This window comes from Streptomyces longisporus (assembly GCF_039532765.1).
Taxonomy (GTDB): Bacteria; Actinomycetota; Actinomycetes; order Streptomycetales; family Streptomycetaceae; genus Streptomyces; species Streptomyces longisporus.
In genome coordinates this window covers 632,761-659,743 of record NZ_BAAASG010000007.1, presented here as the reverse complement: position 1 = coordinate 659,743, position 26,983 = coordinate 632,761, and the positions used below count along the sequence as shown (strand labels likewise).

Below are 26,983 nucleotides of genomic sequence, written 5' to 3'. Positions count from 1 at the left end.
GAGTCATGCGATTCGCCATCTCCATCCCTCAGTTCTATCGAGACGGCCAGTTCGACCCGGGGGCCTTCCGCGCCTACTTCGCGAAGGTCGAGGACCTCGGATACCACAGTGCATGGGCGCAGGACTCGCCGTTGGGGGCCGGGGCGGTGCTGTCGCCGATGGAGGCCATGACGTACGCCGCCGCGTGCACCACCCGGCTGCGGCTGGGCACCACCGTGTTCGTCAGCACGCTGCACCAGCCCGTGCACTTCGCCAAGGCGCTGGCGACCATCGACCAGATGAGCGGCGGCCGACTGGAGGTGGGGGTGGGCTCCGGCGGCCCCCACCGGCCGTTCGCCGCGTTCGGCATGGACAAGGCCCGGTACTTGGCCCGGTTCACCGAGGGAATCGCCCTCACCAAGGCCCTGTGGACGCAGCCGAGCGTCACCTTCGACGGCGAGTTCTGGCAGCTGGAGGACGCCGTGTTGGAGCCGAAGCCGCTTCAGAAGCCGCATCCTCCGCTGTGGTTCGGCGGATCGAGCGAATCGGCGCTTCGGCGTGCGGTGCGGCTGGGCAACGGGTTCTTCGGCGCGGGGGCGTCGACCACGGCCGCGTTCAGGGAGCAGGTCGCGTTCGTCACCGAGGCGGCGGCCAAGGCGGGCAGCACGGACTTCTCGATTGCGAAACGGGTCTACATCGACATCGATGCGGACGCCGGGCTCGCGCGTGAGCGGGTCAACGCCGGTCTGGCCCGCATCTACGGCCGGCGCATTCCCAGCATCGAGGCCGCCGCGATCGCCGGTACTCCGGACGACTGCGTGACCGCCGTCCGCGAGGTGATCGGCGCCGGCGCGGGCCTCGTCCTGTTCACACCGATCGGCGACCCCGCCGCCCTCGCGGAGCGCATTGCCGCCGAGGTGATCCCCGCGCTGTCGGTCTGACCTTCGGTGCGCAGTGGCTGCGCTCGCGGCTCGCGCGCTGAGCCCCCCACTGCGCGAGAGCTGCCGGGTTCAGCCGCTCGCCGCGGGCAGCGAGGCACTGGCGCGCTGCCCCTGTGTCTCGGCCCAGTCCCGCAGCTCGTTGTTGCCCACCTCCTCGATCGCTGTCTGCAGGGCGGCCCGCGCCGCCGCATCGCGTTCCGCCGGCGGCAGCAGCAGATAGCGGTCGACGGCTCGTCGCAGGGTCTCGTGGGACTGAGCGCCGGCGATCCAGCGCGCGCCCGGGTTGAACAGCTGCCGCATGCCGGTGAAGAAGACGGCGCCGCCCGCGATCAGCGCGGTCAGCCAGGCCGGGGCGTGCAGCCCGGCCGCAACGACCGTCGCCGACGTGGAGGCGAGGGCGCCCATTTCCGTGGCGTAGTGCAGCCGTCTGGCCCGGTCTCGGGTGCGTCCGTAGAACGCCAGGTCCTGCCGCGCGAGGGCCAGTACCGGGTCCGGCTCCGCGGACCAGTCCGGGTCGGTGACCGTGCTTCGTCTCATCGGCACATCATCGGGGGCGCGGGCGCGCGGAGGAAAGGCCGGCCGGGCGGCAACCCGGCCGGCAGTACACCGGTCCGTCGCCGGATCGCCTCAGGCCCGCCGGAACCGCAAGGTCACCAGCTGGAAGGGGCGCAGCCGCACACCGACCCGGTCCCCCTCCCGTCGCTCGATCGCCGCCTCGGGCACCGGGCGCTCCAGCAGATCCGTCTCCGTCACGCCCGCCACCTCGAATCCGGCCATGAGCGTGGCCCGGACACGTCCCCCGTGGGCCTCGTGGAAACGGACCACCACATCGCCGCTGCCGTCGTCGGCCAGCTTGACCGCGGTGACCACGACCGCCTCGTGATCGACGGTCACCAACGGGGAGACCTCCGCTGCCCCGTTGATCCGCCCCTCCCACACATTGATCCGCCACCCTTCGCGCACCGCGTCCCCGATCCCCGCCCCCGGCACCAGCGCATGCCGGAAACGGTGGACGCCCTGGTCGGTCTCCGGGTCGGGGAAACGCGGGGCACGCAGCAACGACACCCGGACCGTGGTGGTCGTACCGCGGTCGCCGTCGGTGCGGACCGTACGGGTCACGTCATGGCCGTAGGTGGAGTCGTTGACCACGGCGACGCCCCAGCCGGGCTCCTCGACGTGGACGAAGCGGTGGTTGCAGGCCTCGAACTTGGCCGCCTCCCAGGAGGTGTTGGTGTGCGTGGGCCGGTGGAAGTGCCCGAACTGGGTCTCCGACGCATACCGTTCGGCGTGCACGTCGAGCGGGAAGGCCAGCTTGAGGAACTTCTCCGTCTCGTGCCAGTCCACCTCCGTGTCCAGCACCAGCCGCCGCTCCCCCGGCGGCAGCGACAGCACCTGCGTGATGTGCGACGCGCCGAAGGACCGCACGATCCGCACCGACGCGCCGTCCTCACCGGCGACCACCTCGTCCGCGTCCGTGAGATCGGTGACCGTGTTGCGGTAGAACTCGTCCACGTCCCAGGCGTCCCACATGTTCGGGAAGTCGGGATGGAGCTGGAGGAGGTTCGCGGCGCGCCCCGGGGCGATCGTCTCCCGGTCGGCCGCGAGGTCGTAGGCGGATACGACGAGGCCTTGCGCGTCGATCTCGCAGCGCAGCAGCCCGTTGTCGAGGACGAATCCGCCGCCCGGGCGCGGATTCGGAGCTGTACTGGCCTCGGTGACCGCCGTTGCCGCACCGCCCGCCGGGACTCCGTACCGCGCGTGCGGCGCCGAGTTGAAGACGAGCGGCGTGGACCCCTCACCGGCCAGGGCGCGTTGGGCCGCGGAGATGATCGCGTCCAGTTCGGCCGCCACGCGTTCGTACGTCGCCCGCGCCTCCCGGTGCACCCACGCGATCGACGACCCCGGCAGGATGTCGTGGAACTGGTGCAGCAGCACCGTCTTCCAGATACGGTCCAACTCCTCGTACGGGTACGGGAATCCGGTGCGTACGGCGGCCGTGGCGGCCCAGAGTTCGGCCTCGCGCAGGAGGTGTTCGCTGCGCCGGTTGCCCTGCTTGGTCCTCGCCTGACTGGTGAGGGTGGCGCGGTGCAGTTCGAGGTAGAGCTCGCCGACCCAGACGGGCGGTTCGGGGTACTCGGCCTCGGCCTTCTCGAAGAACTCCTGCGGGGTCTCCCACACGACCCGCGCCGAGCCCTCCAGGTCCCGCAGCCGTGCCGCCTTCGCGACCATCTCGCGGGTGGTGCCGCCGCCTCCGTCGCCCCAGCCGGTCGGGGCGAGGGAGTGCCGGGCGACTCCCTTGTCCTTGAAGTTGCTTGCCGCGTGGGCGATCTCGCTGCCCTTCATGGAGCAGTTGTAGGTGTCCACGGGCGGGAAGTGCGTGAAGATGCGCGTGCCGTCGATGCCCTCCCAGCGGAAGGTGTGATGCGGGAACTTGTTCGTCTGCGACCAGGAGATCTTCTGCGTCAGCAGCCACTTGGAACCGGCGGCCCTGATGATCTGCGGGAGCCCGGCGGCGAAACCGAAGGTGTCGGGCAGCCAGGCCTCGTCGTTCTCGATGCCGAACTCGTCGAGGAAGAACCGCTTGCCGTGCACGAACTGGCGGGCCATCGCCTCCGAACCCGGCATGTTCGTGTCCGACTCCACCCACATCCCGCCGGCCGGCACCAACCGCCCGTCCGCCACCGCCTTCTTCACCCGCGCCCACACCTCGGGCCGGTGCTCCTTCACCCACGCCCACTGCTGGGCCTGCGACATGGCGAACACGAAGTCGGGCTCGTCCGCCAGGAGCGCCGTCATGTTGGAGGTCGTACGGGCGACCTTGCGGACCGTCTCGCGCAGCGGCCACAGCCATGCCGAGTCGATGTGCGCGTGCCCGACGGCGCTGATGCGATGGGCGGAGGGGGCGGCGGGTGCGGACAGGACGTCGGTCAGGCGTGAACGCGCCTCACCTGCGGTGCCGTTGACGTCCTGCAGGTCGATCGCGTCGAGTGACCGCTCCACCGCGCGCAGGATCTCCCAGCGCCGCGCCGACTCCACCGGCAGCTCGGTCATCAGCTCGCCGAGCACCTCCAGGTCGATCACCAGCTGCCACACCGTCTCGTCGAAGACGGCGAGGTCCATATGGGCGAGGGTGTACTGCGGCTCGCTGCCTGCGGTCTCCTTGTCGCCCAGCTGCGTGGGCAGGAAGGGGTGGTAGTCGAGGATGACGGGGTTGGAGGCCGCCTCGACGTGCAGGCGCACCTCCTCGCCGCCCTCGACCGGGGCGCCGATCCGCACCCACTGGTTGCGCGGGTTGAGGCCCTTCACCGGTGTGCCGTCGGGCCGGTACACCAGGCCCTCGCACTGGAATCCCGGCATGTTCTCGTCGAAGCCGAGGTCGAGGATCGCCTCGACGGTCCTGCCGGCCCACGCCTTGGGCACCGTCCCGGTGACGCGGAACCAGCTGGTGCCCCACGGAGCACCCCACCGGGCGCCGACCGCGATCGGCTCGGGCTCGGCCGCCAGCCCCTCGGCCACCGGCACCGGCTCGCCGGGCGCATGCCACACCGCCACCTCCAGCGGTACGGACTCGGGGTACACGGCGGGGCGGATGCGCTCGTCGAGGACACGCTTGAGGCGGGCTTCGACCAGGCTGCGGTCGTCATGCATGCGGGGTGCTCCGTAGGTCTGCCGGGGCTTCCGGTGGCGGATGGTCACCAGGTGTGGGTCACGGTGACGGGGGTCGACGCGGTGTACAGCTCCCCCACGGCGCGCAGCTCCAACCGGGCGGCCTGCTCTCCCTGTTCGGGCTGCAGGCCGCCGAGGAAGTAGGCGCGCTGGCCGGTGGCCCCGAGAAAGCGCCGGGTGCCGTCGGGCAGGAGGCGGTGCAGCGTGTAGTGGCGTACCGCGCCCGGGGCGGGGCTCCAGGCCAGGCGCAGGTCGCCGCCGGAGGCCGCGGTGATCCGCAGCGCGGAGGGAGCGGCGGGCGTGTCCACGGTGTCGCGCACCGCGAGCCCGCCGAGCCGCCACTGCACCGGGCCGTCGGTGGCGGTGAGGCGCACACCGATCGCATGGAGCGTTCCGGAGAGGCCTGTGAGCGGGACGGTCACGGTCTGCCAGCCGTTGATCGACTTCACAGCCGCGACCCCGTCCTCGCCACGCCTCCTGTTGACGGAGTTCACAGGCAGATAGCGGTACGGCGGTGTCACACCCGGAGCGCTCGGCTCGGCGGTCGCCACAGCGAGCTCGACGTTCACGCCGCCCGCGTCGGTCCGGTGCGTCAGCTCGACAACCGAGTCAACGCTGATCGGCAGCCGTGTCGCGTACAACTCCACGGTCGCGGGTTCGTCCAGTTCACCGTCCACCAGCACACTGCTGCCGCCACGCCACGCATCCGCGAAGTCGAACGACACAACAGGCCGCTCTCCCTCCGTGCGCACCACCCACCGCCGCGAGGGCAGCCGGTCCTGCAGCCCGAGGTGATTCCACGGTGTGTCCGAGGTGACCGCGCCGTCCTCGTACCACCGCAGCCCGTGTCCGGTGTTGAACACGCTCGCGAACGGCATCCCGGACACCGTCGAGCGGTCCGCGACGGACACAGCCGGCGCCCGCCACGGGTCGGAGGCGTCGGGCTGCGACGGATCGAGCGAGCGTCCGGTCCAGAACCGGTCGTCGGCGGCGTGGAAGTCGCCCGGGGTCCGGGAGGCGGGCAGGTGGTTGCGGGTCCACTCGGGACGGTAGAAGCCGATCGAGGTGACGTGTGACTTGGTCGTCGGCACGATGGCGTCCCAGCTCACGCTCGTGTCCGACCCGTTGGACTCGACATCGACACCGGCCCACAACTCATAGCGGCTGCGGCCGAGTTGCTGCGCCTGCTGCCCGGACGAGGCGAGGGTGCCCGCGCTCCACCGGAAGTCGACGAACATGTCGTCGGCGGCCTGGAAGAACGCCTGGTTCTGGCTGTCGAGCGCCCCCTGCCAGCTCACCGTGCCGTTCACGGTCATCGCGTCGTACCAGGTCACCCGCTGCCCGTGGGCGGCGGCGAGAGACTTCAGCTCCTTGACGAAGCCGAGCATGTCGGTGCCGAGCGCGGCGTTTCCGCCACCGGTCTCGGCGTTGACGAACCACCCGTCGAACCCGTACGCCGCCGCGACGGCGACCAGTTGGGCGGCGAGCGGACAGTGCCCGGAGGAGTCCTTCTGCACCAGGTCCCGTGTCCACTGCAACTGCCCGCCGTAGGCGGTGGGCGGCAGGAAGATGTTGCCGAGCACCGGGACGCCGTGCCGGTGGGCCGCGTCCACGATCGGCGCGTTCGGAGCGAGGATCAGCCCTTCACCGGACGACCCACCCCAGAACACCAGCTCGTCCACGTAGGCCCAGTGCGTCAGTGCGTAGTAGTCGGCCGTCGTCGAACCCTGTGACGGGTTGCCGGACGTCGGCCCGAAAGACACCAGCGACTGGATGCGGGCCTGCCCGGAGCGTGCGGTGCTGTTCACCGGTGTCGGGGTGAAGCGGGGAGCCAGCGGCACGGACGCGGTGTTGAAGGCGAGGTCGGTGTCGTCGGCGGCGCGCCAGGCCTTCAGGCTGCGCCAGGTGATGCCGGTACCGGGGCTGCCGGAGGGCAGGGAGTCCGGGTACCAGTAGGAGGCGTACGGCGGGGTCGCTGTGGCGGCGGCCTTCGGCGCGGCAGAGGCCGGCAGCGGCGGCACCAAGGCGGCCACGGCGCCGGCGAGCAGGACGGTGCGTCTGGTGGGGTTCACGAGCTGGTTCCTCCTTGTGGGGTGTGGAGTACCTGTTCGGGAGTGACGACTTCGGTGATGCCGCGTGCGGCGAGGTGGTCCGTGTCGTCCGCACGGGTGTCCAGGACGGTCGTGGGGCGGGCGCCGTCGGCGGTCAGCCGGAAGAAGGCGCCGAAGACCGGCCCGCCGGGTGCGCAGAGCGAGCGTGTGGCCGGGTCGGCGGGGACGACGAGCGCGGTGCTGCGGGGCGCGGGTGGCGTGTGTTCGCGTCCTGCCGCCTGCGCCAGCGCCCGCGCCGTGTCCTTGGGCCGCCTGTCGTTGGTCAACAGGCCCAGCCCGTATTCGAGTTCGGGGAAGTCCGCGAGGTCCCGGGACACGTCGTGCGAGCACCACCAGGTGATGCCCCACAGGTCGGGACAGTCCAGGGCGCCCGCGACGGTGGCCTCGGTGAAGGCCGCGGCGTGCTCGGGCGGGATGAGGGGGGCGGGTGCGCCCACTTCCTGGAGCCAGACGGGGCGACCCGGGTCCTCGGCCCACGCCTTGCTCAGCTCGATGAGATACGCGGCGTGGTGTTCGGTGGGGACGGACGTACGGCCGTGCCGCTGGGCGGTGCCGTTGAAGACCCAGGAGTGTACGGCGGTGACGGCGCCGTGGCGGGCGGCCTGGGCCGGGGTGAAGGGCATGTCGTCCTGGTACCAGGTGGCGTCGTACTCGGCGTGCAGGTGCAGCTTCCCGGGGGCGCCCTGCGCGCAGGCGGCGAGCATGCGCGCGAGCCACGCGTCGATCTCGTCCAAGGTGGCTCGGTCCGGATCGGGATGCGGTCCCGCCGAGAACTGGTTGACCTCGTTGCCGAGGGTCATGCCGAGGAAGTTCGGCCGGTCGGCGAGGGCGGCGGCGAGGGTGCGCAGATAGGCGGCCTGGCCGTCGAGCACGTCCGGGTCGGTGAACAGGTTCCGCCGGTGCCAGGTGCGGGTCCAGGCGGGCAGGAAGTCGAAGCTGCTCAGGTGTCCTTGCAGACCGTCCACGTTGACGTCGAGCCCGCGCTCGCCGGCCGCGTCCACCAGGGCGACGAGTTGCTCGACGGCCCGCGGCCGGATCAGGCTCCGGTTGGGCTGGAAGTACGGCCACAGCGGGAAGACCCGGATGTGGTCGAGGCCGAGCGCGGCGACGGAGTCGAGGTCGGCCCGTACGGAGTCGAGGTCGAAGTCGAGCCAGTGGTGGAACCACCCTTCACTGGGGGTGTAGTTGACGCCGAAGCGCACGGCAGCAGGCATGCGGAGGTCCTTGAACTCGATGGCGGCGATCAGCCCTTGACGGCCCCCTCGCCGACCCCGCGGAAGAAGTACCGCTGCAGACAGGCGAAGAGGGCGATCAGCGGTGCCACGGCGATGACCGTGCCCGCGGCGACGAGCCGTTCGTCGCCCGCGAAGGTGCCGTGCAGATAGTTGAGGCCGATGGTCAGCGTGAACCTGGACGGGTCGCTCAGCACGATCAGCGGCCACAGGAAGTCGTCCCAGGCGCCCATGAAGGCGAAGATCGCGACGACGGCGATCGTGCCCTTCACCGCGGGCAGCGCGATGCGCAGGAACCGCTGCCAGACGTTGGCGCCGTCGACGTACGCCGCCTCCTCGATCTCGTAGGGCAGGTTCAGGAAGGCGTTGCGCATCAGCAGCACGTTCATGGCGCCGATGCAGCCCGGCAGCACCACGCCGACCAGGGTGTTGTTGAGGCCCAGCTCCCGCATGGTGGTGAACTGGGCGATGATGATGCCCTCCACCGGTACGAGCATCGCCAGGATGAAGGCGAGGGTGGCCACCCGGCGGCCGCGGTAGCGCAGCCGGGCCAGGGCGTACCCGGCGAGGGCCGATCCGACGCAGTTGGTGACGACGTTGGCGGTGGCCACCTTCAGGGAGTTGACCGCGTAGTCCCAGACGGGGATGGTGTCGGCGACCCGCTCGTAGTTGTGCAGGGTGGGGTGGCCGGGCAGAAAGGTCGGCGGGGAGCTGTAGATGTCCTCGGTGGGCCCCTTGAGCGAGGTGGACAGCTGCCACAGGAACGGGCCGACGGTCAACGCGAGTACGGCGAGCAACAGCACGTAGCGCAGGACGAGTTCCCACGCCCGGATGCGGCGGCCGTGCTCGTCGGTGACGCGAGCGCGGGGCTCCCGTGCGGGAGCCGGCGCCTCCACGGGTCGTACCTTCTCGACGACGCTCACCTGTCCTCCCTCCGGTCGGCGCGCAGCACGAGCAGCATCAGGGCGACGGTGACGACGAAGACGACGACCGAGATGGCGGAGGCGTAACCGACGCGGCCGGTCAGGCCCGTGCCGGTGCGCTGGACCAGCATGACGAGGGTGGTGTCCTCGCCGGCCGGTCCGCCGCTCGGGCCCGCCATCAGGTACACCTCGGAGAACACCTTGAAGGCGGCGACCGAGGAGAGCGCGCCCACCAGGACCATGGTGGAGCGCACGGCGGGCACGGTGACGGTCAGGAAGCGACGGAGGGCGCCCGCGCCGTCGACGGCGGCGGCCTCGTGGAGTTCGCGGGGCACATTGGCCAGCGCCGCCAGATAGATGATCATGTAGTAGCCGAGGCCCTTCCAGACCGTGACGGCCATGGCGCTCAGCAGGAGCAGCCACTGGTCGCTGAGGAAGCCGACCCGTCCGGCCCCGATCGACTCCAACAGGGAGTTGATCAGGCCGCGTTCGTCGAGCAGCCACACCCAGATCAGCCCGACCACGACGATCGAGGCGACGACCGGGGTGTAGAAGGCGGACCGGAAGAAGGTGATGCCGGGGATGTTCTTCTGAACCAGCAGCGCGAGCAGCAGGGGCAGGACGACGAGCGCGGGTACGACCCCCAGGACGTACAGCGTGCTGTTGCGCAGGCCGATCCAGAACATGTCGTCCTGGAGCAGTTCGCGGAAGTTGGCGAGACCCACGAACCGGCCCGGGATCAGGGTGCGGCGGTCGGTGAAGGCGTTGAGCAGGGTGGAGACGAACGGGTACAGGATGAACACGCCGGTGATCAGCAGTCCCGGTGCGGCGAACAGCCAAGGGCTGGTGGGCAGTTGGCGCCGCACACGCCGCACGCCCCGCTCCTGGGACGCGACAGAAGTGGCCATCGCGCGCTAGCCCTGCTGCTGGAGGAGCGTGTTGCAGGCCTTGACAGCGTTGTCGAGAGCCGCCTTGGCGCTCTCCTTGCCCTGCAGCGCCTTGGCGACCTCGTTGCGCAGCGCCGTCTTCATCTGCTCGCTGAACAGGACGGGCGTGTAGTTGACCGCGTTCTTCAGCGACTTGGCGGCGGCGACGCGCACCCGCGTCTCGTCCGTCCCGTCCTCCTTTGTGAAGTACGGGTCGTCCAGCGAGCCGGCGGTGCTGGGGAAGATGGCGACCTTCTTGGCGAAGGACATCTGGTGCTCGGCGTCGGTGACCCAGTGCGCGAAGGCGACCGAGGCCGCCGTGTGCTTGGTCCTGGAGTTGACCATCACGCCCATCACATACATGTTGACGTGGCCGGTGCTGGTGATCTGGTCGGTGATGCCGATGTTCCTGTACAGGCTGGGCGCCTGCTTCTTGAAGTTGCCGAGATCGAGGGCGCTGCCGGGGTTCATGGCGACGGCCTCGGTGAGGAACTTCTTGCCGGACGACTCGGGCGTGGCGGTCAGCGCCTGCGGGTCGAGGGCCTTGGCGTCGTACAACTCCTTGTACTTGGCCAGGAGTTGGATGCCCTTGGCGTCGTTGAAGGTGAAGGCGGTGCCCTGCTTGTTCATGAGCTCGACGCCGTAGCGGCCGAAGTCCTCGATGGTGGGCACGTTGGCGAGGGTGGCGACCTTGCCGTCGCTCTTCTTCGCCAGTTCCAGGGCGTCGGCGAAGAGGTCGTCGTACGTCTTCGGCGGCTGCTCGGGGTCTAGCCCGGCCTTCTTGAACAGGGACTTGTTGTAGAACAGCGGGCCGGTGTTGAGGTACCAGGGGAAGGCGTACGTGCCGGTCATCCCCGGTATCTGGTGGCTGGCCCAGGCGCCCGCCAGGTACTCCTTCTTGTACTTGGCGGCGGCCTTGTCGAGGTCGAGGGCGAGTCCGGCCTTGGCGAGCGGGGCGACGAGGTCCGGGGAGACGTTGACGACGTCGGGCAGGGTGCCGCCGGCGGCATCGGCGCTGATCTTGTCGGCGTAGCCCTCGGCGGGCTGGTCGACCCACTTCACACGGGTGCCCGGGTGCTTCTTCTCGAAGTCGGCGATCACGCCGTCGAAGTAGTCCTTGAAGTTGGCCCGCAGGTTCCAGGTCTGGAAGGTGATGTCGCCCTCGATCTTGCCCGAGGCGTCGCCCGGGCCCCCGCCGTCGTCCCCGGAGCCGCAGGCGCTCAGCGGGAGGAGGAGGGCGGAGACGGCGAGGGCGGCGAAGGTTCTGCGGGATGTGGGCACGGTGACACGGCTCCCTTGGCGGCGTCGGCGGCTGGGACGCCAGCGACCATGCCCGCGGCTCTTGGTGAAAGTCAATGGACTGATCCCAGCTAAAGAAATTCAGCCGACATTAGTGCAGGCCAGAGAGGCGTGGCCGAAAACTTGCCAGTCATCGCTAATGCGCTTTAGGGTTCTTTCGCTCAAGCGCATTAGCTACCGACCCGGAAGAATGGGGGAGCAACGTGCCGGCCAAGCGTTCCCCGGCCCGCCGGCCGACGATGAAGGACATCGCGCAGCGCGCCGGTGTCTCCGAGAGCGCGGTCTCCTTCGCACTCAACGGCCGTCCCGGAGTCTCCGAGATCACCCGCGACCGGGTGCGCCGGGTAGCCGAGCAGCTGGGCTGGCGGCCCAGCACGGCGGCCCGCCAGCTGTCCGGGGAGGGCGCGGCCACGGTCGGCTTCGTGCTCGCCCGCCCCGCGGACACGCTCGGCGTGGACTCGTTCTTCCTCCAGCTCGTCTCGGGCATACAGGAGGTGCTGGCGGAGCGTCATCTCGGCCTGCTCTTCCAGGTGGTGGAGGACGTCGACGACGAGTGCGCGGTCTACCGGCGCTGGTGGGCCGAGCACCGCGTGGACGGCGTCCTGGTCGTCGATCCGCGCACCGACGACCCGCGGCCCGACCTCCTGGACGAACTCGGCCTGCCCGCCGTGGTGATCGGCGGCGCCCCCGATGAACGCCACCCGGGCCTGTCGACGGTGTGGGCGGATGACGCAGGCGCGATGGCCTCGGTGGTGGACGAGCTGTACGCGCTGGGCCACCGCCGGATCGTGCACATCGCCGGACTTCCGGGCCTCGCCCACACCGAACGCCGTATCCGCACCCTGCGCGCCGAGGCCGAACGCCGGGGCCTGAGGGAGGTGGAGTCCGTCACCACCGACTACTCGGACGCGGAGGGCGCGGCCGTCACCCGCCGGGTCCTCGGACGGCCCGCTCCCCCGACCGCCCTGATCTACGACAACGACGTGATGGCCGTCGCGGGTGTGGCCACCGCGACCGAACTCGGCTTCTCCGTACCGGCCGAGGTGTCGGTGGTGGCCTGGGAGGACTCCGCCCTGTGCCGCATGGTCAAGCCCTGGCTGTCCGCCCTGTCCCGCGACAGCGTGGAGTTCGGGCGCACGGCGGCCAGGGAGCTGACCGCGCTGGTGGACGGCGGACCCGCGCGGACGGTACGGGTGCCGGTGCCCCGGATGATCGTGCGGGACAGCACCGGGGTGGCGCGCGGGAGCGCCGGGATCGACGGGGAGGGCCCCTGACCCCTCCTCCGTAGTTGTGCGACAAGAGGAGCGGTGCCTCTCCCTTGCGGTACCCGCATTCCGGCGTATTCCCGACCCCCCGGTTCTCTGCTTAGCTGCCTCTCGACAGCGCGGACGGAGCACCGGGGACTGCCGCTGTCGCTCAACTACGGGGGTCCGGCTGTGAAAGCCTCTCAGAGAATGTGATCTCTCCCAGGTGGGAGTCGGCGAGCAGCGCCGTCCCCAGCGCCGTTTCGTAGTTGCCACCGTTTCCAGCGTTTCCCGCCGTGCGGCGAGGTGTGCCCGCACGGCGTGACGGACGCGCCCCGCCCCCCGGGCCCGGTCGCGCTCCGCCCTGCCCTGCCCGCCGTGCGGCGGCCGGCAGGGGCACCCACAGGCCCCGAGCACAAAGGAGTGTTCCTCATGCCTGTCAACGACCCGTTGGACCTCGACCACCTCAGGTCGGTACTCGACCAGGCGGGCAATCCATGGCACATGACCACGACCAGCATGACGGCGCTCACCGAGGAGCAGCGCGTGGTGCGCCTCGGTGTCCCCGTCGAGTCGGGCGACCGCTCCGCGATCGAGAGCGCGAAGCAGAGCAACATCGCGGCCGCTCTGTCCGCCACCGCCGACTCGGTGGGCGCGCCCGCCGCGTTCGACCTGCGCAACATCGGCGGCGTCAACTACACGACGCCCGTCAAGAACCAGGGCTCGTGCGGTTCCTGCGTGGCCTTCGGCACCGTGGGCATGATGGAGCACGTCACACGCTTCAGCTACGGCGCGCCCTATCTGCCGGTCGACCTCTCCGAGGCGCAGGCGTTCTACTGCTACGGCCGCCAGGCCGGCCGTACCTGTTCCACCGGCTGGTTCCCGGAGCCGCTGGCCGACCAGGCCCGCGACAACGGCATCACCATCGAGGAGTACTTCCCGTACACGGCGGGCGACCAGGACGCCTCCAAGCTCAACGCGGACTGGCCCAACCGCCTGGTGAGGATCCGCTCCTGGCAGTCCGTCACCAACGACCCGGCGGCGATGAAGGAGAACATCGCCGGCTACGGCTCCATCACCGCCTGCTTCCTGGTCTACCAGGACTTCTTCAGCTATTCGAGCGGCGTCTACCGGCACCGCACCGGTGACCTCGCGGGCGGCCACTGCGTCACGCTCGTCGGCTACGACGACGCTCAGCAGTGCTGGATCGGCAAGAACAGCTGGGGTCCGGGCTGGGGCGAGCAGGGCTTCTTCCGCATCGGTTACGGCGAGTGCGGCATCGAGACCTGGCACAACGTGGCGGCCCTCGGCACGCTCATCCACAACTGGCTGCCCGACCAGCGCATCCTCGCGCTGTGGAGCAACGAGACCGACGCCAATGTGTGGGCGTACGGCGAGCTGCGCGGCTGGCTGAACCTCAACGGCTCCGTCGGCGCGACCGACGCCGCGATGCTCGCCGAACTCGCCGCGTCCAAGGCGAACGGCGCCAAGGTCGGCCTGTACGAGGACAACGGCAGCGTCCAGCAGATCTACGCCTGGTGAGACCGGGGAACCAGGGAGAGGAGAGCACGACATGAGCCCGCAGAACAGCGGCCCCAAGCAGCCCGAGCAGCAGCCGCCCACGACGCAGGCGGTCCGCTCCGCGGCCGAGCAGGACGAGGCCGGGCGGCCCGTACTGCTGCCGCCGGGCGTGGACATCGGCCTGAACGGCAGCGCGCTCACCGCGCCGGGCAAGCCGGCCAGTGATGTGATGGTCGCCCGGTTCGAGCAGACGGCGTCCGGCGAGGCCCGGCCGACGATCACACCCGAACTCCGTGGTGACCTGCAGGCGTTCGCGGCGGCGCAGGCCGCCACCGCGGTCACGGGCACGTGGACGCAGAACGCGATCGTCGACGCGATGTGGTCCATCAACCAGACCCGCAACGCCTTCCTGCACGTCAAGGGCGGCGCCTGGAAGAAGATCTTCAACGGCGGCGACTGGGCGTTCACCGCGCTGACGACGCTGGCCTCCCAGGCCCGTCAGACGGGACGGCCGATCTCCTTCCGTGAGGAGGCGGACGGCCTGGTCCACGAGATCTACCTGCTGTAGCCCTGCCGGCGAGGGACCGCGTCCGGGCGTGCCGGGCGCGGCCCTCGCATGTCACTCGACGGTGATCCGCAGCGCGTACCGGTCGGCCACGTCGTCGCCCCACGGCTGCTTGAGCACGAGTTCCAGCCGTCCCTCACCGGGCTTGGTCGGCCGCAGCCGCAGCACCCGGGTGCCGCCGGCGCCCGGGGCGAGCTCTCCGGGCGGCGCATAGTCGCTGGCCGCCACCTCCAGCCCGCCCTCGATGCCCTCGACGTGCCACCGGTAGCCGGTGGTGGCGTTCTCGGCCAGCCGCACCACGAGGTCGTCGCCGAGCCCCACCCGCACCTCGCCGTCCTGCGCCGTCACCTGCACCTCACCCACGGGACCGCACCTCCTCGGCTCTGGTCCTCTCGGTGTACCGCGCCGTCCGGTGCCTGGCCAGCCGGTGCGTCGGCCGAGCCGACCGTGGTGTCAGAGCCGGAACAGGGCCCAGACGAGCTTTCCTCCGGCGGCCCGCGGGTTCCATCCCCATGCGTCGCTCAGCACCGAGACGACCTGCAGTCCCCGCCCCGACTCCGCGAGCTCGTCGGCCTGCATGGCGACGGGGATCAGGTCGCTCTCGTCGGTGACCGCGCACACGGCGCAGGACCAGCGCTCCCAGTAGGCGAGCCACAGTGCCGGCTGCAACTCCGCCTCGCCGTCCGCTGCTCGGCCGTAGCGCAGGGCGTTGCTGAGCAGTTCCGACACGGTGACCGCCACATCCTCGACGCGTTCCTGCGTGGTCCGGTCGACGAGCGTGGTGCGCGTGAAGTCGCGGGCGATGTGGGCGGATTGGGCGATCGGCGGCACGGCGAGCACGGAGCAGTGGGCGGGGCCGGGGCCGTCAGCGGAACTCGGTGCGAGGGGAAAGCTCAGCCCGGGGCCCGGCCGGCCCATGTGGTCCACGGCCTGGCACAGCCACTGCCAAGTCGCCTCGATACGCAGGGGGTTGACCGGTTCTGCGACTTGCTCTGCGGACATCGCGACCCCTGGTACCCCTGCGGAGAGAACAACCGAGCGCTACACCTGTGCGAAGTATCGTGCTACGTCCGGCAGTCCGTACGCAAGTGCATCGGCAATTACCGCTGCAATTGCAGATGATCTTGCGAGCAGCGGGCGCCGGGCGCTATCGTCCCGCACACCACCCGTGGATGCAATTGAAGATGCAATTGCAGCGCCGACCACGAGTTCACTCAACGCGACTACATCTCAAAGAGGTTCAGATGCAGCACGTGAGCAACGGCATGCCCGCCACCGAGCTGGCGGGCGCGGTCTGGCGCAAGAGCCACCACAGCAACCCCGAGGGCAACTGCGTCGAGCTCGCCGCCCTCCCGGACGGCAGCGTCGCCGTGCGCAACTCCCGCCACCCCCAGGGTCCGGCGCTCGTCTACACCGGCGCCGAGATCTCCGCCTTCGTCCGCGGTGTGAAGGACGGCGACTTCGACGGCCTACTCCCCGCCGGCTGAGGTCGGGCGCACCCGCGGACAGCCGGAGGGCGCGGTCCACCGGTCGGCGCCCTCCGGCCACTTCACGCACCGCAGCCGTACGACGCCTCGGTGCTACCCTCCTTGGTTGAGTCCCGAACACATGCACACGCAGCCGGTGCGGCGGCGAGGGGATGACCATGACGGCAGTTCAGCGAGAACCCGCTCCCTCCGAGGTCGACGTCCTGAGCCTGCGGCGCGGCGGGCCGACCGTGCAGCGGATCATGCTGGGCACCCGGCTGCGCCGCCTGCGCGAATCCCTCGACATCAGCCGGGACACGGCCGCTGCGGCCATCCGCGCCTCGGACGCCAAGCTGTGCCGCATGGAGCTGGGCCGCGTGGGCTTCAAACAGCGCGACATCGCCGACCTGCTCACCCTTTACGGCGTCCAGGACGCCGCCGTACGCCAGGAGTTCCTGGACTCGGTGCGGCGGGCCAACGAACCCGGCTGGTGGCGGGCGTACGGAGACGCCTTCCCGAGCTGGTTCGAGCAGCACCTGGGCCTGGAGGAGGCCGCCTCCCTCATCCGGACCTACGAGGTCCAGTTCATCCCGGGCCTGTTGCAGACCCCGGAGTACGCCGAGGCCGTCATCCGGCTCGGCCACCCCATCACCTCTCCGGACACGGTCGCCCGCCGGGTCGAGCTGCGGATGACCCGGCAGGAGCTGCTCTCCCGGCCGGACGCGCCGAAGCTGTGGGTCGTGGTGGACGAGGCGGCGCTGCGCCGCCCGCTCGGCGGGGCCGAGGTGATGCGGGCGCAGCTCCAGCACCTGATCGAGGCCGCCGCCTGGCCGAACGTGACGCTCCAGGTGCTGCCCTTCCACGTCGGCGGTCACGCGGCGGCCGGCGGACCGATCACCGTGCTGCGCTTCCCCGTGCCGGACCTGCCGGACGTCGTCTACCTGGAGCAGCTCTCCAGCGCCCTGTACCTGGACAAGCCCGAGGAGGTCGACCACTACCTCGCGGTCATGGACCGCCTCAGCCTGGTGGCCTCGCCGGCCGTGGACTCGGTGCCCTTCCTGGAACAGGTCCTCAAGGAGATCTGAGCCGCCGGGCCGGGAGATCACCTCACCCGGCGGCTACCGATCCACCGGGCATCCATGTCGATCCGCAGGCCGCCCTGCAGGTCCCCTGGCAGGGGCTGATCGCCAGCGGCCGGCACACCTGCGCCTTCTTGATGCGTGCGGGAGAGCCGTCCGGCGAGCCGGTCCTGACCATGACCGCCGTGAACTTCCCGCTGCGCCGGACGGCCGCGGGCTAGGCCGCCGCTGCCGGGTACTCGTACCCGACACAGAAGGGGGTCGGCAGATGCACGCTCTGGTCGACTGGCTCGCCGACCTGTCCGGGCCCGTGGTGTACCTCGTGGTCACGGCCCTGGTCTTCGCCGAGGACGCGCTGTTCTTCGGGTTCGTCCTGCCGGGCGAGACCGCGGTGATCGTCGGCGGTGTGCTGGCCCGGCGGGGCAACGTGGAGCTGGTCTGGCTGACCCTCGCCGTCGTCCTCGCGGCGATCGCCGGGGACAGTGTCGGCTACGAGATCGGCCGGCGCGCCGGACCGCCGCTGCTCTCCCGCGGGCCCCTGCGCCGGCGGGCCGGGCGGGTGGAGAAGGCGCGCGACCTGATCCGCCGGCGCGGTCCGGCGGCGGTCTTCGTCGGCCGCTTCGTCGCCCTCTTCCGCTCCCTGGTCCCGGCGCTGGCGGGCGCCTCGAACATGCCGTACCGCCGCTTCCTGCTCTACAACGCCCTCGGCGGCCTGGTCTGGGGCGTCGGCAACGCCCTCCTCGGCTATGCCGCGGGCGCCGCCTACGAACGCGCCGAGACCCTGGTCGGCCGCACCGTCGCCCTGGCCTTCGCCGCCATCGTCGTCGTGGCCCTTGTCGTCTGGCGCATCCGCCGACACCGCCGCTCCCACTCCTGAGCCTGCCGTCGCGGCGCCCGGCGGATGACAACAGGGCGACCGTGCGGTCACCGGAGCGCCGACACCCGGTGGCCGCCCGGGTGCGCCTCAGATCCGTGAGCGGTACAGCTCGAACCGCTGCATCCGTACGGCGTCCCGCGCCCCTGTCACCCGCAGCCGCCACCGACGGGCCCGAACCGGCGACGGCAGGAGCAGGATGCGGCTCGCGCCGATCGTTCCGGCCCGGGCCACCTCCGCCCAGGCCCCGCCGTGGTGGGCCTCCACCACGAAGGACTCCACCTGCTGGCCGTGGCGGATGTCCTCCGCGAGGCGGATGCGGTCCACCTCCTGATCGGTGCCGAGATCAACGGTCCGCAGGGCGGGCGAGCCGGTGACGCGTGCCCCGCGTGCCAGGTCCTCGGGCAGCTCGTGCTCGATGCGCTCACGGAACCCACGCAGCCGTAGGACGTCGGTGGCGTGCAGCCGGCCGTCCGTGTCCGGGGGGACGTTGAGCAGCAGGACGGAGTTGCGGCCCACCGAGCCGAAGTAGATCGCGGTCAGGTCGTCGACGGACTTGGGCTGCTGGTTCGCGTGGTAGAACCAGCCGTCGCGGATGGACACGTCGCACTCGGCCGGCCACCACTGGAGGTAGTCCGCCTTCGGCTGGGCGGCGACGAGCGCGGCGCGGCTGCCCTCGTCGGGGGTGTCGTAGGACAGGGCCCAGTCGGTGCGGCCGTACTGGTTCTCCTTGACCGGAATGACGCTCCACTCGTCCTCGCGCGCCAGCCCGCTCTCGTTGCCGACCCAGCGCAGATCGGGGCCGGTGACGGCGATCGCCGCGTCCGGGGCGAGCGTGCGGACCAGGGTGTACCAGCTGTCCCAGTCGTAGTCCTCGACCTTGCCGGGCGGGATGCGGCCCTGGGCGCCGTCGAACCACACCTCGTCGACGGGCCCGTACTCGGTGAGCACCTCGTAGAGCGTGTTGAGCATGTGGGCGCCGTAGTCGGTGGCAGGCAGGGTGAAGGTGCGGTCCGGGGTGCGGTCGTCGCCCGGCACCGGGGTGGGGATGGTGCGCTCGGTGCGGGCGCTGCCGTTGGCGTACACGCCGTGCAGGTACTGGTTCTCGTCGGCGGGCGAGATGTAGACGCCGACCTTGAGGCCGTGGCTGCGCATGGACTCGGCGAAGGAGCGCAGTACGTCGCCCCGGCCGCCGCGCCAACTGCTCGACGCCACGGTGTGGTTGGTGTAGCGGGACGGGTAGAGCACGAAGCCGTCGTGGTGTTTGACGGTGAGGATGGCGAGCTTGAAACCGCCGTCACGCAGGGCGCGCGCCCACTGGTCGGTGTCGAGGCCGGCGGGCTGGAAGACGTCGGGGTCCTCGTCACCGGTGCCCCACTCCAGGCCGGTGAAGGTGTTCACGCCGAAGTGCAGGAATGCGGTCTGCTCCAGGGCCTGCCAGGCGATCTGCCGTGCGGTGGGCCTGACCTGGGCGGCCTTGCGGACCAGCTCGTCCGGGGTGTCGTCGGGGCTGACGGGGATGCGGTAGCGGGGGTCGGCCGGGACGGGAGTCCCGGATGCGGCGGCCGCAGGGTGGCCGGAGGCGGCGAGCACGGCGGCCGTGGTGAGGGCGGAGGAGAGGAAGAGGCGTCTGGAGAGGGCCATGGGGGGACTCCTCGGTTCAGTGAGCGGTCGGATGCCAGACGGCGGGGGTGTGCTGGTCGGGCGGGTACTGCACGAGGTGCCCGTCGTCCGTCACGCTCAGCGCCATCTGCGTGATGGCGTTGACGAGCCGGTAGCCGCCCGCGGCCGGTTCCAGCTGCCAGCGCTGGAGGGTGTTCGCCGGATCGCAGGTCCGGGCCGTCGCCTGCGCTCCGGGCTGGAGCGGCACGTTGAGCGTGAGCCTGCCTCCGCGGACTTCGAGGCAGCCGTCCGCGGTCCGCACCGTGGCATAGCCGTCCGCCGTGCGCTGGACCTGGGCGTCGAAGGACGTGCCCGCCGTCCGGAAGGTGTACGTGCCGTCCGCGACCGGCAGCCGGGTCGGGTCCCGCCGGCCGGGCGCACGGCCGACCGCGGTGCCGCGTGCGGTGAACTCGGCGTACGTGGCGTCGGGGTGCGGGTCGCCCCAGGTGGCCTGGGCGATGTGCCGCAGCGCGGGCCAGAGCTCGACGGCGACCTCGTTCTCGGTCTCACCGCGGCCGTTGTCGGGCCAGAGGCTGATCTTCGCGCCGGTGACGCCCTTACTGGAGGTCAGCTTCTCGCCCTCGAAGCTGCGCGGATCCCAGCTCTGGTCGTACAACGCCTTGGTGTCGCTGTGGAAGCCGCCCCGGACGAGGTAGAGGGAGTAGGCGGCGTTCATCAACGGGTGGCCCTGGGCGATGAGTTGGCTGGGTTTGGTGGTCACGTCGAGCCAGTGCTCGACCGTCGTGCCCGCGGCCACCGGGACGGTGTTGGCGCCGGTGAGGCCGTCGTTCCAGATGCGCAGCTGCTTGCCCTTGCGTGCGGCGTAGGCCTGGACGCGGTTGATGAAGTCGATGTAGGCGTCCTGCGGGGTGGCGTTCGCACCGTACTTGAGCCGGGCGTAGCGCAGCATCTGAGGGTACTTGGAGTAGTCGGAGCCGAGCATGTACTCGTCGGCGCCCATGTGCCAGGCCTTTGCGGTGAAGACCTGGGCGTATTCGTCCATCAGGCTCGTGTAGTAGTCGAAGGCCGCCTGCTGGGTGACGTCGAGCCGGGCGGGCTGCTTGTTGCCGTCGGAGTCGGTCAGCTGCAGGTCCGGGCGGTTCTCGATCCACGGATCCATGTGTCCCGGGGAGTTGATCTCCGGGATGATCTCGACGTGGTACTTGTCGCCGAGGGTGACGAGGCCGCGGATCTCGTCCTTGGTGTAGTAGCCCCAGGTATCGGCCTCGGGGTGGGCGTCGCTCTTCACCTTCAGTTCGAGGAGCAGCTGGTTGAGCTTGTGGTACGCCATCTCGCGGACCAGGTTCTCCAGCCAGGGCGGCGAGATGTGGATGTAGCAGGCGCAGACGCCGACGCCGCGTTCCTTGTAGCGCGGTACGTCGACCGTGCGTCCGGCGGGGATGCGGTCGCCCTGGGCGAGGAGCTGGAGGACGGTACGGGTGCCGTAGAAGGCGCCGGTCTCGGTGGCACCGGTCACCGACAGCCACTTGCCCGCCCGGAGTTCGTAGCCCTCGGCGCCGAGCGAGGGCGTCGCGGGCCGTACGTCGATCACGATGTCGCCGGTGCGGGCGCCGCCGCTGACGACCGGAACGGTGCCGTGGCCCGCCGCGCGCAGGTCGTCGGCGAGGGTGTCCGCGACCCGGCGCCCGGCCGGGCTGTCGGCCACCAGTCGTGCGCCGTTGCGGTACTGGTAACTGCCGCTGCCAGACACCCAGTTGGATAGCGCGGGCACCGTGACGGGCGCCTTTTCCCGGTCCTGTGCGACGGCCGGGCTCGGCGCCACGAGCAGCGTCAGCGCCGCAGCGACGCCGAGCAGCCGCAGCAGTCCCTTCCTGAACTCACCCATGCCACTCCACCTTGAACACCCACACGTGCTGTCCCGACTTCCGGGCTGTCTCGGGCACGTCGATCACCAGTGCCCCCTTGCTGACGGTCCAGGTCAGCGGCCGGTCGTGGCCGAGCATCGTCACCTTGTCGCCGCCGCGGACGGGCACCGGTGCCTCGACGGTGAGCTTGGCGCCCGGGCGGGCCAGCGAGTGGATGTAGAAGGCCTGGCCGGGGCGGACCGTGAAACGCAGGTCGTCGCCGAGCTGCGCCATCCGCGACCAGTACGTCGTGTCGTAGATCGCCTCGCCGTTGACCTTGAGCCAGGCGCCCGTCTCGCGCAGCCGGGTCTGCATGATCGGAGGGATGGTGCCGTCGGCGCGCGGGCCGATGTCGAGCAGGAGGTTGCCGTTCTTGGAGACGATGTCGACGAGACTGTGCACGACCTCCTCGGCGGTCATGTAGGCGTCGTCGGGGGTCGCGCTGTTGTAGCCGTAGCTGAAGGGGTCCAGACCGCGGCTGGACTCCCACTTGGCGACAACCGTGTTCTCGTACGTCGTGTACTCGGGGGTCGTGAAGTCGTGGAAGGCGATGCCCGAGCGGTTGTTGACCGTGACGTCGATCGGACGGGCCCGGTTCTTGGCGTGGTTGAAGTACTCGGCGAGGACATGGAGGCTGTCGTTCACGCCGCCGATGTCGCACCAGATGAGTTCCGGGTCGTAGCCGTGGATCAGTTCGAGCAGCTGCGGGGCCTGGTAGTCCCTCACATAGTCCTTGCCCGCGCTGTATCCGGTGTACGGGACCGGTTCGAGGGTGTACGGATTGCGCGGGGCGTGGCCCATCCACGGGTTGTCGGGGTTGAACCACTCGGGCATCGAGAAGTAGAGGCCGCGGTGGAGTTTCGGTGCGTAGCGCCGGGACGCCTCGAACAGCTCCTTGACCAGGTCCCGTCTCGGGCCCAGCTTCACGGCGTTGCGGTCGGAGACCTTGGTGTCCCACAGGGCGAAGCCCTCGTGGTGCTTGCTGGTCAGCACGTGGTACTGGGCGCCCGCGTCCCGGAACAGCTCCACCCACGCGCGCGGGTCGAACTTCTCGGCGGTGAAACGCGGGATGAAGTCGTCGTAGGCGAAGTCCTCGCCGTAGGTGGTCCGGTGATAGGCGTAGGTGGGGTTGTTCGGGTCCTGCATCTGGTCCCAGTACCACTCGGCGTACTGCTTGCCGACCGGCGCCCAGGCGGGCACCGCGTAGACGCCCCAGTGGATGAAGATGCCGAACTTGGCGCCCTGGAACCAGTACGGGGCCTGATGGGCGGAGAGGGAGGTCTCGGTGGGCTGGTAGTCGGCCGTGCCTAGCGTCAACGGGCCTTGTTGTACGGCGATTTGGGCGCCACGTCCGGCGACGGTCACCGAGCCGTCCCGCTGCGTTCCGGGTGCGGTGCCCGCGCGGTTGCGGATGCCGACGCGGACGCGGGCCTGTTCGCCGGGGTCGAGGCGGCGTATCCGGGCGGGTTCGACGGTGCGGGCGCCGGGGACGTCGACCCGCACGGACACGTCGTCGGCGGCCAGGACGGCGACGGTGCCCGCGTTGACGACGGTGGCCTCGACGCTCTGGGCGCCGGTGGCGGACAGCAGGGAGTGGGTGGAGTGGGCGTCCCGGAGGCTCAAGGCCCGTCCCTGGGCGGCGGGCTGGAGGGACAGCGCGAAGACGTGCAGGGCTGTCTTGTTCGCCTCGGCCGGGTCGGTGACCGGAAGAGTGACGGCGACTGCCTCCCGCTGCGGGTCCAGCCACACCTCCGAGGTGCCGATGCCGACGCTGTGCTCGTCCTTGCTGCCGTCCGGCTTGTAGCGGTAGGGCGCCGACAGGGAGCCGCCGGCCGCGTACCAGTCGGCGCCGGTGAGGCCGGCGGTGCTGGTCGAGCCGTCGGCGTAGTGGACGGTGGCCTTGCCGGAGGCGTTGCCGTAGCTGCCTGCGGTGAGGAAGACGGCCGAGAGATAGCGGCCCTTGGGCAGGTCGATGCGCTGGCCGAGTGCCACGACGTTGTTCCTGGCGCCTGCCGTCGCGGCCGGGAAGAGGAAGGGGATGCCGTCGACCTCGACGCGGCCCGCGGGAAGCTCCTCGCCCGGGAACGTGTAGCCGGAGCCGTCGAAGTCGCCGCCGGGGGCGGAGGCGGTGTCGATGCCGTCGTTGTCGTAGAGACCGTCGAGCGGGACGGGGACGGGGTCGGGGACGGGGACCCAGCCGGAGGCTGCGGCCGGGGCGTCGGCAGGTTCGGCGGCGTGCGCCTCGGGCGCGAGGGTGAGGGGCAGGGCGGCCGCGGCGGCGACTCCGGCGGCGGCCGTCAGGACCTGACGTCTTGGACAGGGACTCATACTCATGAGCGGCTCCCGATTCATCCGATGTCTGATGATTGGGTGGGTCCAGAGGCCTGTCAATGGGGCGTGATCGCATGGGAGTTGCCCCATTGATCGGATGACCTGCGGGAAAGGTGCTACGGATGACAGGTGCCTCGCAAAAAGTCCAAGAAGAGCCGCCCGAATGTCCAAGAGCCAGTGCTCTCGACGCGGAGGCCGCGGCGGGGCAGAGTGCTCTGCGTACTCATGAGTAGTTGCCTGCACCGCACCCCGAGGAGCGCCCGTGACCAGCTGGGTCGGCCGGACCGCCGCCGAGATCGCCGCCGCCGTACGCGAGAAGCGGGCCACGCCCCGCGAGGTGGTGGCCGAGCACCTCGACCGGATCGAGCGGCTGGACGGGCGGGTCGGGGCGTTCCGGGTGGTGCGGGCCGAGGCGGCGCTCGCCGAGGCCGACGAGGTGGCCTCCCGTGACGATCTGGCCGAACTGCCGCTGGCCGGTGTGCCGGTGGCGGTCAAGGACAACCTGGCCGTGCGCGGGGAGTCCAACCGTGTGGGCTCCGCCGCGACGCCTGACACCCCCGCCACCGACGATCACATCACGGTGGCCCGGCTGCGGGCGGCCGGCGCGGTGGTCGTGGGCCTGACGAACGTGCCCGAGCTGTGCGTCTTCGGCACCACCGAGGGCGTCCACGGCACCGCCCGCAACCCCTGGGACCCGAGCCGCACGGCGGGCGGCTCCTCGGGCGGCAGCGCGGCCGCGGTCGCCGCCGGCCTGGTGCCGATCGCCCTCGGCAACGACGGCATGGGCTCGTTGCGCATCCCGGCCGCCAACTGCGGCCTGGTCACCATCAAGCCGGGGCACGGGGTCGTCCCGGCGGGCATCAGCGACGGCGACTGGTTCGGCATGTCCGAGAACGGTCCGCTCACCACGACGGTCGAGGACGCGCGCCTGATGCTGGCGGTGCTGGCGGACACCGAGACGGCTCCGCCGTCCGAACCCGCCATGCGCAAGATCGCCGTCTCGCTGCGCAGCCCCCTGGCCGGCGTCACCATCAGCACGCCGTACACGACCGCGGCCCGCGACGCGGCCGGCGTCCTGATCAAGGCCGGCCACCAGGTCCGCCGTGCCGACCCGCCCTACCCGCTCTCCCTGAGCACGATGTCCCTCGCCCACTGGACGGCGGGCACGGCGGTGGACGCCCAGGGCCTGGACCCACGCCTGCTCGACCGGCGCACCCGCGTGCACGCCACCATCGGCCGCCGCTTCCTGGGCAGCGTCCGGGGCGGCGACAGCCGGGAGCGACTGCGCCGCCGCATGGAGCCGTTCTTCGCCGAGTACGACGTCCTGCTCACCCCCGCGCTTGCCCGCCGCTCCCCCAGGTCGGTGGCCTGGCACGAGCGGGGCTGGCTGGCCAACGTCCTCGCCAACACCAACTACTCGCCCCTGACCCCGCCGTGGAACCTGACCGGCTGGCCCGCCATGTCCGTTCCCTTCGGCGCCCTGCCCTCCGGCGCCCCCTGCGCGATCCAGCTGGTGGGCCGCCCGGGCTCGGAGGCGATGCTCCTGGAGGTGGCGCAGCAGCTGGAGAAGCTGCATCCGTGGCAGCGGACCGCGCCGCTGGACTGACGAGAGGGGCAGTGAGCGGCAGAGCCCCAAGCCCCTTGGTACGGTGCCCCGATGTCAGCGATCAAGAAGTTCCAAGTCACCTTCGACTGCGCCGAACCTGAGCGTCTCGCTCGTTTCTGGTGCGAGGTGTTGGGGTATGTCGTACCGCCGCCACCCGAGGGGTTTGCCACTTGGGATGATTACAAGCGTGCGCAGCCACCCGAGGAGCGGGATTCATGGTTCGCCTGTACAGATCCCTCAGGTGTCGGCCCGCGACTGTACTTCCAGCGCGTTCCCGAAGGGAAGGCCGCCAAGAACCGGGTGCATCTCGACGTGCGGGTCGGCACCGGACTCGTGGGGGAAGAACGCCTTGCCGCACTCGAGGCCGAATGCGCACGGCTGGTTCCGCTCGGCGCAGTGCACGTGCAAACGCTGTACGACGGCAATGATTCCTGCATCCCGATGCTGGACATCGAGGGCAACGAGTTCTGCATCGACTGAGCGCAAGCCCGTGGCCCCCGGGAAAATCCGGCTGAAGGGCGGCCCCTGCCCGTGCTTGCATGGATCGCATGATGTCCACCGACCGTCTGCTCGCCTTCGCGGCGCTGTCCTTCCTGCTGATCGTGATACCGGGGCCCAGTGTGCTGTTCGTGATCGGACGGGCGCTCGCGCAGGGGCGCCGGGCCGCGCTGACCACCGTGGTGGGCAACACGCTCGGCGCCTGTCTGCTGGTGGTGGCGGTGGCGTTCGGCATCGGGTCCGTCGTGGAACGCTCGGTCCTCGTCTTCACCGTGCTCAAGCTGGCCGGCGCGCTCTACCTGGTGTACCTCGGGGTGAAGGCGTGGCGTGAACGCGGGTCGCTGCGGGCCGCGTTCACGGGCGGCGAGGTGGCCGCGCACAGCGGGCTGCGCACCTTCTGGGAGGGGTTCGCGGTCGGTGTCACCAACCCGAAGACCATCGTGTTCTTCGCGGCCGTACTGCCGCAGTTCGTGGACCGCGACAGCGGACACGTCACGGTGCAGATGCTGGTGCTCGGCCTGGTCTTCAACGTGATCGCGCTGGCCTCCGACAGCGTGTGGGGCCTGATCGCGTCCACCGCCCGCGGCTGGTTCGCCCGCTCCCCGCGCCGGCTCTCCATGGTCGGCGGCGTCGGCGGCCTCACCATGATCGGCCTCGGGGTGACCGTGGCCGTGACGGGGCGCAAGGACTAGCCGGACCCTACAGCGCCCGGTACATCACATGCAGTCCCACCCGCCCGTAACGCGGATGCTCGTACGCCTCCGGGACCGTGCCCAGGATCTCGAAGCCCAGGGACGTCCACAGCTGCACGGCCGGGTTGGTCTCGACGACGGCGTTGAAGACCATCGCCCGGTAGCCGTGGGACCTGGCGGCGGCCAGGACGTGTTCGGCGAGGGCGCGGCCGATACCGCGGCCCGCCCGGTCGGGGTCGACCATGAAGCCGGCGTTGGCGATGTGCGCCGCGGGGCCGCCGTAGTTGGGGGTGACGAAGGCCGAGCCGACGACGGTGCCGTCCTCGTCCTCGACGACATAGACCCGTTTGGCCGGGTTCATCCAAAGGGCCCGGGCCGCCGCCTCGGAGGTGTCCGGGTCCCAGGTGTAGGTCTCTCCTGCGGCGACGATGCGGTGCCAGAAAGGCCAGATCCGCGGCCAGTCCTCGGCCGCGGCTTCTCTGATCTGCATGGGCGTGAGTCTC

Annotated in this window: 23 protein-coding genes; 10 read left to right on the top strand and 13 right to left on the bottom strand. The window is 70.6% G+C overall.

Translation table 11 applies throughout. The features are described from left to right. The first annotated feature begins 5 nt into the window (after positions 1 to 5). Positions 6 to 920: an LLM class flavin-dependent oxidoreductase gene (locus ABD355_RS14610; RefSeq protein ID WP_344400689.1), complete on the top strand. Its 915-nt coding sequence runs from the start codon at positions 6 to 8 to the stop codon at positions 918 to 920. A 69-nt stretch (positions 921 to 989) separates the two neighbouring features. Here the strand turns inward: ABD355_RS14610 and ABD355_RS14605 are convergent, their stop codons facing one another. From ABD355_RS14605 to ABD355_RS14575, 7 genes are all read right to left on the bottom strand, one after another. Continuing rightward, entirely contained in the window at positions 990 to 1,457 is a 468-nt protein-coding gene (locus ABD355_RS14605) for a DUF4231 domain-containing protein (protein WP_344400688.1), read from the bottom strand. Positions 1,458 to 1,547: 90 nt separating this feature from the next. Beyond that, the gene (locus ABD355_RS14600; protein ID WP_344400687.1) at positions 1,548 to 4,568 is read right to left on the bottom strand and encodes an alpha-mannosidase; all 3,021 of its coding nucleotides are present in this window, start codon (positions 4,566 to 4,568) and stop codon (positions 1,548 to 1,550) included. 44 nt (positions 4,569 to 4,612) lie between these two features. Continuing rightward, positions 4,613 to 6,658 carry an endo-beta-N-acetylglucosaminidase gene (locus ABD355_RS14595; protein WP_344400686.1) on the bottom strand — a complete coding sequence of 682 codons (2,046 nt, stop codon included), beginning with the start codon at positions 6,656 to 6,658 and terminating at the stop codon, positions 4,613 to 4,615. Continuing rightward, entirely contained in the window at positions 6,655 to 7,911 is a 1,257-nt protein-coding gene (locus ABD355_RS14590; RefSeq protein WP_344400684.1) for a glycoside hydrolase 5 family protein, read from the bottom strand. The genes ABD355_RS14595 and ABD355_RS14590 overlap by 4 nt, the downstream gene beginning before the upstream one ends. A gap of 29 nt (positions 7,912 to 7,940) precedes the next feature. Next, entirely contained in the window at positions 7,941 to 8,852 is a 912-nt protein-coding gene (locus tag ABD355_RS14585; protein WP_425585736.1) for a carbohydrate ABC transporter permease, read from the bottom strand. Next, complete coding sequence (locus ABD355_RS14580; protein ID WP_344400683.1) at positions 8,849 to 9,760, bottom strand: carbohydrate ABC transporter permease; 912 nt, start codon at positions 9,758 to 9,760, stop codon at positions 8,849 to 8,851. The genes ABD355_RS14585 and ABD355_RS14580 overlap by 4 nt, the downstream gene beginning before the upstream one ends. A 6-nt stretch (positions 9,761 to 9,766) precedes the next feature. Beyond that, positions 9,767 to 11,059 carry an ABC transporter substrate-binding protein gene (locus ABD355_RS14575; protein WP_344400682.1) on the bottom strand — a complete coding sequence of 431 codons (1,293 nt, stop codon included), beginning with the start codon at positions 11,057 to 11,059 and terminating at the stop codon, positions 9,767 to 9,769. 221 nt (positions 11,060 to 11,280) lie between these two features. On the opposite strand from ABD355_RS14575, the gene ABD355_RS14570 reads away from it, so the two are divergent. The 3 genes from ABD355_RS14570 (at position 11,281) to ABD355_RS14560 (ending at position 14,410) form a co-directional block, all read left to right on the top strand. After that, entirely contained in the window at positions 11,281 to 12,351 is a 1,071-nt protein-coding gene (locus tag ABD355_RS14570) for a LacI family DNA-binding transcriptional regulator (RefSeq protein WP_344400681.1), read from the top strand. Positions 12,352 to 12,753: 402 nt separating this feature from the next. Continuing rightward, a complete protein-coding gene (locus ABD355_RS14565; protein ID WP_344400680.1) occupies positions 12,754 to 13,863 on the top strand; it encodes a C1 family peptidase in 1,110 nt (369 codons plus the stop codon). A 31-nt stretch (positions 13,864 to 13,894) separates the two neighbouring features. Continuing rightward, the gene (locus ABD355_RS14560) at positions 13,895 to 14,410 is read left to right on the top strand and encodes a hypothetical protein (protein WP_344400679.1); all 516 of its coding nucleotides are present in this window, start codon (positions 13,895 to 13,897) and stop codon (positions 14,408 to 14,410) included. 51 nt (positions 14,411 to 14,461) lie between these two features. Here the strand turns inward: ABD355_RS14560 and ABD355_RS14555 are convergent, their stop codons facing one another. After that, a complete protein-coding gene (locus ABD355_RS14555; protein ID WP_344400678.1) occupies positions 14,462 to 14,770 on the bottom strand; it encodes a protease inhibitor I42 family protein in 309 nt (102 codons plus the stop codon). 90 nt (positions 14,771 to 14,860) lie between these two features. Beyond that, complete coding sequence (locus ABD355_RS14550; protein ID WP_344400677.1) at positions 14,861 to 15,409, bottom strand: ATP-binding protein; 549 nt, start codon at positions 15,407 to 15,409, stop codon at positions 14,861 to 14,863. A 242-nt stretch (positions 15,410 to 15,651) separates the two neighbouring features. Here ABD355_RS14550 and ABD355_RS14545 point away from each other — a divergent pair, with 242 nt between their 5' ends. The 3 genes from ABD355_RS14545 (at position 15,652) to ABD355_RS14535 (ending at position 17,829) form a co-directional block, all read left to right on the top strand. Further along, entirely contained in the window at positions 15,652 to 15,894 is a 243-nt protein-coding gene (locus ABD355_RS14545) for a DUF397 domain-containing protein (protein ID WP_266951850.1), read from the top strand. A 158-nt stretch (positions 15,895 to 16,052) separates the two neighbouring features. Continuing rightward, positions 16,053 to 16,958 carry a DUF5753 domain-containing protein gene (locus ABD355_RS14540; protein ID WP_344400676.1) on the top strand — a complete coding sequence of 302 codons (906 nt, stop codon included), beginning with the start codon at positions 16,053 to 16,055 and terminating at the stop codon, positions 16,956 to 16,958. A gap of 262 nt (positions 16,959 to 17,220) precedes the next feature. Further along, positions 17,221 to 17,829, top strand: a complete 609-nt coding sequence (locus ABD355_RS14535) for a DedA family protein (RefSeq protein WP_344400675.1) — start codon at positions 17,221 to 17,223, stop codon at positions 17,827 to 17,829. Between the two features lie 87 nt (positions 17,830 to 17,916). Here the strand turns inward: ABD355_RS14535 and ABD355_RS14530 are convergent, their stop codons facing one another. From ABD355_RS14530 to ABD355_RS14520, 3 genes are read right to left on the bottom strand one after another with little or no spacing between them, the layout of a single operon-like run. Beyond that, positions 17,917 to 19,470 (bottom strand): alpha-L-fucosidase, encoded by a 1,554-nt coding sequence (locus ABD355_RS14530; protein ID WP_344400674.1) that lies wholly within the window; start codon positions 19,468 to 19,470, stop codon positions 17,917 to 17,919. A gap of 16 nt (positions 19,471 to 19,486) precedes the next feature. Beyond that, the gene (locus ABD355_RS14525) at positions 19,487 to 21,334 is read right to left on the bottom strand and encodes a family 20 glycosylhydrolase (protein WP_344400673.1); all 1,848 of its coding nucleotides are present in this window, start codon (positions 21,332 to 21,334) and stop codon (positions 19,487 to 19,489) included. After that, positions 21,327 to 23,681 carry an alpha-L-fucosidase gene (locus tag ABD355_RS14520; protein WP_344401216.1) on the bottom strand — a complete coding sequence of 785 codons (2,355 nt, stop codon included), beginning with the start codon at positions 23,679 to 23,681 and terminating at the stop codon, positions 21,327 to 21,329. Before ABD355_RS14520 ends, ABD355_RS14525 begins: the two co-directional genes overlap by 8 nt. A gap of 265 nt (positions 23,682 to 23,946) precedes the next feature. Here ABD355_RS14520 and ABD355_RS14515 point away from each other — a divergent pair, with 265 nt between their 5' ends. The 3 genes from ABD355_RS14515 (at position 23,947) to ABD355_RS14505 (ending at position 26,480) form a co-directional block, all read left to right on the top strand. Continuing rightward, complete coding sequence (locus ABD355_RS14515) at positions 23,947 to 25,290, top strand: amidase (protein WP_344400671.1); 1,344 nt, start codon at positions 23,947 to 23,949, stop codon at positions 25,288 to 25,290. A 51-nt stretch (positions 25,291 to 25,341) separates the two neighbouring features. After that, positions 25,342 to 25,770, top strand: a complete 429-nt coding sequence (locus ABD355_RS14510; RefSeq protein ID WP_344400670.1) for a VOC family protein — start codon at positions 25,342 to 25,344, stop codon at positions 25,768 to 25,770. Between the two features lie 68 nt (positions 25,771 to 25,838). Then, the gene (locus tag ABD355_RS14505) at positions 25,839 to 26,480 is read left to right on the top strand and encodes a LysE family translocator (RefSeq protein ID WP_344400669.1); all 642 of its coding nucleotides are present in this window, start codon (positions 25,839 to 25,841) and stop codon (positions 26,478 to 26,480) included. Positions 26,481 to 26,487: 7 nt separating this feature from the next. Here ABD355_RS14505 and ABD355_RS14500 read toward each other — a convergent pair whose 3' ends face one another. After that, the gene (locus ABD355_RS14500) at positions 26,488 to 26,970 is read right to left on the bottom strand and encodes a GNAT family N-acetyltransferase (RefSeq protein WP_344400668.1); all 483 of its coding nucleotides are present in this window, start codon (positions 26,968 to 26,970) and stop codon (positions 26,488 to 26,490) included. Positions 26,971 to 26,983: the final 13 nt, after the last annotated feature.